This window comes from Rhizobium chutanense (genome assembly GCF_002531935.1).
In the GTDB taxonomy this organism is placed as follows: domain Bacteria; phylum Pseudomonadota; class Alphaproteobacteria; order Rhizobiales; family Rhizobiaceae; genus Rhizobium; species Rhizobium chutanense.
Window position 1 is genome coordinate 1 of record NZ_NWSV01000075.1, and the last position, 1,727, is coordinate 1,727.

The following is a 1,727-nucleotide window of genomic DNA, read 5'->3' on the forward strand; positions in this document are numbered from 1 at the left end:
GCCGAAATCAGCTCGATGTCCGGCGATACGGTCAAGGCCGCCCAGGATGCCGGCGACATGCTCGGCCGGCTGGTGCCCGACATCCGCAAGACGGCCGAGCTGGTCTCTGAAATCAGCGCGGCCTGCCGCGAACAGGATATCGGCGCTTCGCAGATCAACGAAGCGATCCAGCAGCTCGACAAGGTGACGCAGCAGAATGCCGGCGCCTCCGAACAGATGTCCGCGACTTCGGAAGAGCTCGCCGCGCAGGCCGAAGAACTGCAGGCCTCGATCGCCTTCTTCAAGGTCGATGCTGCCGGCAGCGGGCGGCCCGGCACCCATAAGGCGCAGCCAAAAACTGCGGCCAAGGTGCAAAAGACCCCGGCTGCTGTCCGCAAACCGACGCCGCAGGGCCGCGGCCAGACGGTTTCGGCGCAGCAGCAGCGTCTCAAAGGCTTTGCTCTCGACATGTCGATGGGCGGTCCCGATGCCGGCGACGACGATTTTCGGGAGAGCGCATAGCGCTCCCCCGGGGACAGCACATGAGCGCTGTCCCCGTTTGCAACCGTCGCGGGCCGGCCAGCCTGGCTCGCGACACAGACTTCCGGCTCGGGGGAGCCGGCGCGGAAGTATCTTTACTTCCTTCCACGGCATGTTTTCGCCGACCGGAATTTCTTTGCCGCATGATGCTGCGCCGCCTGGACCATATTTAATGCCTCGCTCTCAGAGAGGAATATTGAGATGCGTATTACGATCAAACTTAAACTCGCGGCCGCTTTCGGCTTTGTTATCCTGTTGCTGGTGGGCAGCGCGGTCTATGGGATCATCAGCCTCAGCTCGTTGAACGACGCTGTCGGCGACCTTGTTGCCGGGCCTGCAAAAAGGCTGGAACTGGCCCTGGAAGCGCAAACTGCCGAGCTCGATGCCGTCCGCTGGCAGAAGAACGCGCTTCTGGAAACGGATTCCGAAATCGTCAAAAAGGACTATCAGAATTCCGCGGCAAGCGTGGATGAAATGCTCAGCTTCGCGACAAGCGGCCTGCAACTTGCAACTGCTGAAGGCAAGCCGCTCTGGGACAGGCTGATCGAACTGGCCAAGCGCTTCGATGAAGGCTCCAACAAAGTCGCCTCCACTCAGCAAAGCGGCGACAGAGCAGGGGCCGTCGCGCTTTCCTCAGGCGAAGTTCGCGCCCTCGTCACGGAAATGGAAGAGGTTTTCGGGAGACTCGTTACGCTTCAGCAGAAGGCGATGGCGCAAGCCGACAGCGATACCGATGCTCTTTATAGCTCAACGAAGAATATGCTGATCGGTATCGCAATTGGGGCTTCCCTTATCGCTTTCGGCGCCGCGCTGTGGATTGCGCTCGGCGTCAATAGCGGCCTGCGCAAGATCATGAACGTTGCCAGCGCTGTTGCTATCGGTGATCTGAATCAGAAGGTCGAAATCAGGACCAACGACGAGATCAAGGATCTGGTCAACATGATCAACACCATGACGGAGAACCTTCGCATCACCGCCGCGATCGCCACGCAGATCGCTGAGGGTGACCTGACGGTATCCCCGAAGCCGCTTTCGGAGAAGGATGCGCTCGGCATCGCGCTCGAGCAAATGGTCGAGCGCCTGCGCGGTGTCGTCGCCGATGCGGCTGCTGCCGCAGAAAATGTTTCGGCCGGCAGCCAGGAACTTTCGTCAAGCTCGGAACAGGTGTCGCAGGGCGCCAGCGAACAGGCAGCTTCCGCCGAAGAGGC

Annotated in this window: 1 protein-coding gene and 1 pseudogene; both read left to right on the forward strand. The window is 60.7% G+C overall.

The genetic code is table 11. From position 1 onward, the window contains the following. Nucleotides 1–501 (forward strand): annotated as a pseudogene (locus CO666_RS33320) (methyl-accepting chemotaxis protein); the annotation flags it as partial. A 219-nt stretch (nucleotides 502–720) separates the two neighbouring features. Next, nucleotides 721–1,727 (forward strand): HAMP domain-containing protein (locus CO666_RS33325; RefSeq protein ID WP_143540430.1); only part of this gene is annotated, 1,007 nt, incomplete at its 3' end.